The organism is Prauserella rugosa, assembly GCF_000719975.1.
Taxonomy (GTDB): Bacteria; Actinomycetota; Actinomycetes; order Mycobacteriales; family Pseudonocardiaceae; genus Prauserella; species Prauserella rugosa.
Genome location: NZ_JOIJ01000031.1, coordinates 37,155 through 44,420, shown reverse-complemented (window position 1 = coordinate 44,420; position 7,266 = coordinate 37,155). Strand labels below are relative to the sequence as shown.

Annotated in this window: 6 protein-coding genes; 4 read left to right on the top strand and 2 right to left on the bottom strand. The window is 73.7% G+C overall.

What is annotated here, in order from left to right; genetic code table 11:
* The first annotated feature begins 262 nt into the window (after positions 1-262).
* Together IF64_RS0123720 and IF64_RS0123715 are read left to right on the top strand one after the other, a co-directional pair.
* On the top strand, positions 263-556 hold the full coding sequence (locus IF64_RS0123720) for a DUF4239 domain-containing protein (RefSeq protein ID WP_030534397.1): 294 nt from the start codon (positions 263-265) through the stop codon (positions 554-556).
* 72 nt (positions 557-628) lie between these two features.
* Complete coding sequence (locus IF64_RS0123715) at positions 629-1,243, top strand: acetate uptake transporter family protein (protein WP_030534396.1); 615 nt, start codon at positions 629-631, stop codon at positions 1,241-1,243.
* 141 nt (positions 1,244-1,384) lie between these two features.
* Here IF64_RS0123715 and IF64_RS0123710 read toward each other — a convergent pair whose 3' ends face one another.
* On the bottom strand, positions 1,385-2,455 hold the full coding sequence (locus IF64_RS0123710; RefSeq protein WP_030534395.1) for a helix-turn-helix transcriptional regulator: 1,071 nt from the start codon (positions 2,453-2,455) through the stop codon (positions 1,385-1,387).
* Positions 2,456-2,535: 80 nt separating this feature from the next.
* On the opposite strand from IF64_RS0123710, the gene IF64_RS0123705 reads away from it, so the two are divergent.
* Entirely contained in the window at positions 2,536-3,966 is a 1,431-nt protein-coding gene (locus tag IF64_RS0123705) for an FAD-binding oxidoreductase (RefSeq protein WP_084706067.1), read from the top strand.
* A 13-nt stretch (positions 3,967-3,979) separates the two neighbouring features.
* Here IF64_RS0123705 and IF64_RS0123700 read toward each other — a convergent pair whose 3' ends face one another.
* Positions 3,980-4,633 (bottom strand): dTMP kinase, encoded by a 654-nt coding sequence (locus IF64_RS0123700; protein ID WP_036877733.1) that lies wholly within the window; start codon positions 4,631-4,633, stop codon positions 3,980-3,982.
* Positions 4,634-4,898: 265 nt separating this feature from the next.
* On the opposite strand from IF64_RS0123700, the gene IF64_RS0123695 reads away from it, so the two are divergent.
* A complete protein-coding gene (locus IF64_RS0123695; RefSeq protein WP_030534392.1) occupies positions 4,899-7,211 on the top strand; it encodes a hypothetical protein in 2,313 nt (770 codons plus the stop codon).
* Positions 7,212-7,266 lie beyond the last annotated feature (55 nt).

Here is a 7,266-nt window from a genome sequence, read left to right as displayed (position 1 = left end):
CCGGGGCGACCGTGGCCGTGGCCGGCAGCGCGATCTACAACGCCCCCGACCCCGCCGAAGCCGCCAGCCAACTCCGCAAACGCGCCAACACCTGAGGCGTACGGCAATCAGCTCGGCGCCATCAGCTCGGCGCCATCAGGTCGGCGCCATCAGGTCGGCGCCATCAGGTCGGCGCCATCAGACAGAGCCACCGAGCAGAGCCACGGGGCGGCACCACCGGACAGCACCACCCGAGCACAGCCACGACGACAAGGGAGTCGGTATGAACAGCACGGAGTCACGGTCCCGGCGGGCGCGTAACCCCGGTGTCAGCGATACGTACTGCGCGCTGTTGCAGCAGGCCGCACAGGTACTGCGGATGCGGTACGTCGAAGTGCGACGCGACACCGGACTGTCCGCTGTGGAGGCTGAAGAGTTGGCCTACCTCTTCGAACGCGTCGTGGACAACCATCCCGCAGGCGACCAGGTCGACCCCGCCGAGGCGATCGCGCTCGCGCACCGGGTCATCGACGACGACCACCCGGAACGCTCGCCGCTCTGGCCGAAGGCCGAGTAACCGGCGGGAAGCGCCGCACCGCGGCCGAACGGACGCACCCGAGGACCATTCTCAGCTCAAAGAGGAGTAACGATGGCCACTGACGTTGCCACCGAGGCGCCGGCACGAGCCGTTCCCGACAGCGATCCGGCCCTGATCGGCCTGCCCACGTTCGTCGTGGGGGCGATCGCCCTCGCGCTGGTACAGACCGGTTACGTTCCGGCCGATGCGGTCGGCGCCTCGATGTCGATCATCGTGCCCGCCACCGCCGTCGGCCAGCTCATCGCCGCGCTCTGGGCGGTGGTGCTGGGCCAGGGTGCCGTCGCGGCGGTGTTCGGCATCTTCAGCGGATTCTGGTTCAGCTATGCGGCGCTCGTGCTCGGCCTGGCCCACGGCTGGTTCGGCATCTCCGACGCCGCGGCAATCCCCACGCAGGGACTGTTCCTCATCGCCTGGGTCGTGACGATCGGCGTGCTGACGCTGGGAACGCTGCGTCTGCCCGCCGTGTTCACCCTGCTGTTCGGGTTGATCACGGTCAACCTCGCGCTCGTGCTGTACGGCACCGTGGGCGAGAGTCCCGGCGCCGTGACCACCGCGGGCTACGTGGCGTTCGTGTTCGCCGGGATCGGGATCTACATGTTCATCGGCGTGCTCTCCACCGCGACGGGCGGCAGGCCCGTGCCGTTGGGCCGCCCGGTACTGAACTGAACCACCCCGAGCGGGCCGACCGAGGTGTCTCCGGCTGCACCCACCCGAAGGTGCACCGGAGGCACCTCGTGTGCGTGTGGTGCCCCCGAGGGCCCCATAGTCGCGATCAACGCAGCCATGGGGCCGTTGGGCGCATGCGGATTACGTGTAGCCGCCGAGCAGGTGGCCGAGCGCGCGGAGCCGCTCGGCGACCTCGCCCTCCGCCTCGACCCGCACGCCCACGCCCGCACCCAAACCCACACCCACGCCCGCGCCGGCGCCGGCGCCGGCGCGGGCGCCCAACGCTGCGACGAGCGCGACGTACTGCACCACGAGGTCGGCCGACTCCGCCGACAGCCGCGCGCGGCACCGCTCGGGCCCGTCCGCGACGAGCTTCCCGGGCAGCTGCGTCGGCAACCGCTTGCGCACCTCGCCGACCGGCAGATCGACGTGGACCGTGGCGGTGTGGCGGTACGTCGCCTCGGCGAACGACGCACGCAGGTACTCCGCCGGTTCAGCGGGCAGTTCTCGCGGGGTGAACCGTCTGCCGGTCGCCGCGGGTGCGGACATGCGGTCGACCCGGAAGGTCCGCCAGTCGTCGCGGCCGAGGTCGTGGGCGAGCAGGTACCACCGTCCTTCCGCGGTGATCAGATGGTGCGGCTCCACCCTGCGATCACCCACACCGCCGCGGCCCGCGTAGCCGAACGACACGATCTCGGCGTCGCGGCACGCCATCGCGAGGACCGCGAGACGTTCCGGATCCACGTCCTCTATGCCGACGTCCTCGGTGCAGAGGCCATCGGTGCCGACGTCCTCGGTGCCGAGGTCGTCGGTGGGCACGCGCCGCGACACCGCCGCCTCGATCGCACCGAAGGCGGCCAGCCGCGGCCGCAGACGTGCCGGCAGCACCTGAGCGAGCTTGGCCAGTGCCCGCGTGGCGCTCTCGCCGAGACCGGCCACCGGAAGCTGCGCCGCCGCGGTGGCCAGCGCGACCCCGACGGCCACGGCCTCCTCGTCGTCGAGCAGCAACGGAGGCAGCCTGCTGCCCTGCCCGAGGCGGTACCCGCCACCGGTGCCGCCCGTGCTGTGCACGGGATAGTCCAACGCGCGCAGCCGGTCGACGTCGCGGCGCAACGTGCGCGTGGTGACCCCGAGCCGCCGCGCCAACTCGGACCCCGGCCACTCGCGCCTGGTCTGCAACAACGACAACAGCCGCAGCAGCCGTCCTGGCATCTCCTGTCGCACCGACACGGGTTCAGCCTGCCAGCTCTCGAGGACGCAATGTGTCCTCGAGAGCTTCTAGCGTCGGGGACATGGACACCACCAGCGGAACCAGCACCGGCAGCAGAACCCCCACCAGCACCCGGACCGGCACCGAAACCGCACCCGACACGGCCGGTCTGCACGGAGTCCGCCACCTCCCGGGCGAGGCGACGTACGAGCGCGCCCGCACCGGATACCAGCGGGCACACGCGCACCGGCCGGAGTTCGTCCTCGCGGCCGCCGATGCCGACGACGTCCGAGCCGCGATCGAGCACGCCGCCGCGCACGGGACGTCCGTGACCACGCAGATCGGCGGACACGGGCTCGCCGCGGCACTCGAGGGCGGCGTCCTCGTCGACCTGAGCGCCCTGCGCACCGTCGAGATCGACCCGGCGGCCCGCACGGCACGCGTCGGCGGCGGTGCGACGTGGCAGGACGTGCTCGACGCGGCGGCACCACACGGCCTGGCACCGTTGTCGGGCAGTTCGCCGCACGTGGGCGCGGTGCCCTACACGCTGGGCGGCGGGTTCGGACTGCTGGGCAGGCGCCACGGCTACGCCGCCGATCACGTGCGGGCCTTCGACCTCGCCACCGGGGACGGACGGACCCGCCGCGCCGAGCCGGCCGCGTCCGACGAGCTGGATCGGGAGCTGTTCTGGGCGTTGCGCGGCGGTGGTGCGGGCGGCGGCATCGTCACGGCGATGGAGATCGACCTCGTCGAGGCGGGCGAGGTCTACGGCGGGTGCCTGTACGCCGACCTGGACGCGGTCCCCGACGCGCTCGACCGGTGGCGGCGGTGGACCTCGACCGTGCCCGACGACGTGACGTCCGGCGTGGCGATGCTGGTCTTCCCCGACGTCGCCGGAGTGCCGGAGGAACTCAGGGGACGCCACGTCGTGCAGGTGCAAGTCTGTGTCGCCGACCCCGACGGCGAGCACCACGTGGCGGCACTACGCGAGACGCTGCCCGCGGTGCGGGACACGATGGCACGGTGGGCGCTGCGCGACAGCGGGGCGATGTTCGAGGAGCCGGAGCGACCGCACGCCTACCGATCGCGGGCGGTCACCGTGCGCGAGCTCGACCCGCGGGCGCTCGCGCGGCTGACGAAGGCGGCGGGGCCGGCCGCCCCGGCGATGTGCGTCGTCGGACTGCGCCACCTCGGCGGAGCCTTCGCCCGTCGGCCGCGGCACCCGTCCACGGTGGCCCATCGGGACGCGGGCTACCTGCTGTCCGTGCTCTCCCCGGTGCGGCCGACCTCGGAGGCGACCGAGGCCGAAGTCCGCGCCCTCCACGCGGAGCTGCTGGCCCCGTTCGAGGAGGAGGTGCTCGGCACCTGCCTGCCGTTCAGCTTCGGCCCGGCCACGGCCGAGGAGGTGCGCGGCGCGTTCACCTCGGCCGACGCCGTCAGGCTGACGCGGGTGCGGGCCGCCGTGGACCCGGACGCCGTGGTGCTGCCCAACCACCCGCTGAGCCCGGAGTGATGGCGGGCCGAGGTCAGGGCAGACGCGTGCCGAGCAGGTCCGCGGCGAGGGCGGCGGCGTCGACCCGGTCGGCGCCGTCGACCACGTGCCACGGCGAGAGCCAGTTCGCGGCCGCCAGTTCGTCGTAGACCGCAGCACAGCGGGCCTGCAGTCCGTCGTCGCTCTCGAACGCGTCCCTGGCACGCGTGGCGTCGGACTCGGCCCGGCCGCGGGCGCGCGCCGCGGCCACCTCCGGTGCGACCCGCAGCAGCAGGTGCGCGTCCGGGACGGGCAGGCCGAACCGCTCGATCTCGAGGTCGCGCACCCACCGCACCACCTCGCTGTCGGCGCCCTGACGCAGGCGCGCGGCCTGGTAGGCGGCGTTGGAGGCCACGTACCGGTCGAGCAGGAGGACGTCGTGCCCGGCGCGCAACGCGCGGATCTCGTCGGCCGCGCCGCGGCGGTCGAGCGCGTACAACAGGCCCATCCCGTAGACCGAGTCACCGAGGTCGCCGTGCGCGCCGTGCAGTGCCTCGCGCACCAGGTCGGCGTGGACGCTGACGCCGTACCGGGGGAACGCCAGCGTGGCCACGCTCGCCCCCACCTCGGCCAGTGCCGCCGTCAACGCGTCGGTCAGTGTCCGTTTGCCCGCGCCGTCGAGCCCTTCGATGACCACCAGTCGCCCCACGGTGGAAAGCGTAGACAGCGGCGCCGAGCGCCCGACGCGCCCGTCCGGTTCACGGCCACCGGACGGCCGCCGTGCTGTACCGCTGTGCCTGCCGCAGTGCCGTATGTGCCGGGCGTGGCGGTCAACCGCCCGGCGACGACACCACCCATGTGGGGTAACCACCGGAGCACGCTGGAGAGGCAACGTGGTCTGGGCCGCCTCGCGTCGTACGGTGGACCCTTCGGCCACACCCACGACCACAAACCCCAGCTAGGAGGCGTGCCCGGTGCCTCTCCCCGGCCCCGACACCCGGGTCGTCGAGCTTCGCGTCCCGGGGCTGATCGGCACGAGCGGCGAATCGCTGCTCGATTCCGTCGGCACCGTCGACGTGGACGGCGACGGCACGGGACGGATCGTCCGCCCGTCCGACCGACTGCGCAGGCCCGCGCCCGGTCCGGTGCTGCAGGCGCTGGGCCGTTCGATGCCGCGCACACTCGAGGGATACCTGTGGAGCCGGATGACCTCGGGTGGGGCGGCCAAGGCCACGTGGGCTCTGCTGTTCCCGTTCTCGCTGGCCAACGTCGCGCACTGGATGCTGCCACCCGTGCCGGAGGGCAGCCGGACGTCGGCTGCGCTGAACCTGGCGTGCCGGGCGCTGTTGCGCGTCGCGGCCATCCTGCTGACGGTGCTGCTGGTCGGCCAGCTGGCGGTCGTGTCCCTCGACCTGTTCGCCGCGCAGTGCCTGGCCCCCGGCTCCGGTTGCCTCTCGGCTGCGCCGTCGTGGCTGCGCGAGGTGCCGGGGCTGCGCACGGTGTTCGGTCTGTTGCCGCTGCTGGCCGTCGCGGCGGTGCTGTTCGGGGTGTCCCGGTCGAGCTGGCAGGTCGAACAGCCGGACACGTCCGGTACGCGGGGCCTCGGCGGCGGCCTGTCGGACGTCGTCGACACGGCGGCGCTGCGCTGCGCCCACGTCGTCGCCGCGCTGGCCACACCGGCGCTGCTGGTGCTCGGCGGGCCAGGGCGGATGCCGGCCGACCCGGCGCAGGCCGCGTTGTGGGTGGCCACGCTCGTGCTTCTGGGGGTCGCGATCCTGGCCGTGGCCACCCGCGCGCAGCGCCTGCTGCCGCGCCCGGCTCGCGCGGCCCTGATCGTGCTGGCCGCAGGCGTGACCGTGACCGCCGCGGTCCTCACCGCACCACTGCCGACGGCCCTGCCGGGCGCGAACACGACCGTCGAGTTCGTCGGCGCCGGCCTGCTCGGCGTGTGTGCCCTGTTCGCGATCATCGTGGCCCCGACGGCCCTGCTGGCCCGCCGCACGTGGGCACATCTGCCGCACCGGTTACGGCCGTGGGCGGGCGGCTGGGCCGCCGCGCCCGCGCTGGCACTCGCGTGTCTGCTGGGTGGCGGGTTCGGTGCGGGACTCGCCGTCGCGCTGCGGGAACTGGTCGGTGGCGACGCACTGGCGCTGCCGCAGGGCTACGAGCTGATCACCATGCTGTGGGGTGGCGGGCTCGTGGTCGCCGCGCTGCTGGCGGTGGCCGCGTTCGCCGGTGCCGCGCTGCGCCGGGCACGCCGCGGCGTGCTCGAGGTGGTCCGGCTGTTGCAGGGCGAGGACGCCCGCACCGTCGACACCACCGAGTCCTCGGCCGCATGGGCCCGCGCCGGATGGGAGCGCAAGTACCTGCACCGCCTCGTGCTGACGTTCGCCTGCGTCCTCGCCGCGGGGGCACTGGCCCTGGCGGTCGTGCGGATCGCCGTCGGCCCACCGCCGGAATGGCTGACCCCGCTGTCGACACTGGGCGTGCTGACGCTCGGCGCGCTGGCCGCCGCACTGCTGCGGGTGGTCTACACCGCGGCCACGGGCCAGCAGCGCAGCAGGCACCTCGGCGCATTCACCGACCTCGCCTGCTTCTGGCCGCGCGCTGCGCATCCGGTGGTGCCGCCGTCCTACGCGCTGAAGGTCGTCCCGGAACTCGCCGGGCGGGTACGCGAGCACCTCGCCGAACCGAACACCCGCGTGGTGCTGGCCGGCTACCACGTGGGCGGTCTGCTCACGGTGCTGGCCGCCGCGCGCCTGGCCGAGGACCTGTCCGAGGACGAGCTGGACCGGGTCGGCGTGGTCACCGCGGGAACCCCGCTGCAGTGGGGATACCAGCGCGCCTTCCCCGCCATGTTCCCCTCCGGTTCGCTGGCGCGGCTGTACGGCAGGCTCGACGGCCGCTGGCGTGGTCTGTGCCGCGGCACCGACGCCTTCGGCGGGGGCGCGACAACGTGGCGGCACCAGGTGGCAGGCGGCATGCTGCTGGGTGTCGGATACCAGAAGGACGGCAGCATCGGCGCGGTCGAACCGGCGGTGCAGGGCCCGACCGGCGTGCTCGTGCTCGGCGGAGACCACTGGCTGCCCGATCCGATGCGTGCCCCGGTCAACGGACGCCGCTGGGCGGCGGGCGTGCGCAGGCATTCGGACTACGTCGGCGACCCCGAATGGGACAGGGCCGTCGTCATGGCCGCCGGTCTCGAGGACGCCGACCTGTCCGCGGGCCTTGCCGAGCAGGTGTCGCTGTTCGGCGACATCCTCGGCAAACCGCGCTGCGCGAACTGAGAGCGCGGGCTCTGCGGGGCGCCCTGCGGGAACACCCGGCGGGAAAACCGCCGCG

What these genes read in the sequence shown, in the direction of transcription:
- IF64_RS0123720 (WP_030534397.1), top strand. Translation starts at nt 263, where the DNA reads ATGAACAGCACGGAGTCACGGTCCCGGCGGGCGCGTAACCCCGGTGTC.
- IF64_RS0123715 (WP_030534396.1), top strand. Translation starts at nt 629, where the DNA reads ATGGCCACTGACGTTGCCACCGAGGCGCCGGCACGAGCCGTTCCCGAC.
- IF64_RS0123710 (WP_030534395.1), bottom strand. Translation starts at nt 2,455, where the DNA reads ATGCCAGGACGGCTGCTGCGGCTGTTGTCGTTGTTGCAGACCAGGCGC.
- IF64_RS0123705 (WP_084706067.1), top strand. Translation starts at nt 2,536, where the DNA reads ATGGACACCACCAGCGGAACCAGCACCGGCAGCAGAACCCCCACCAGC.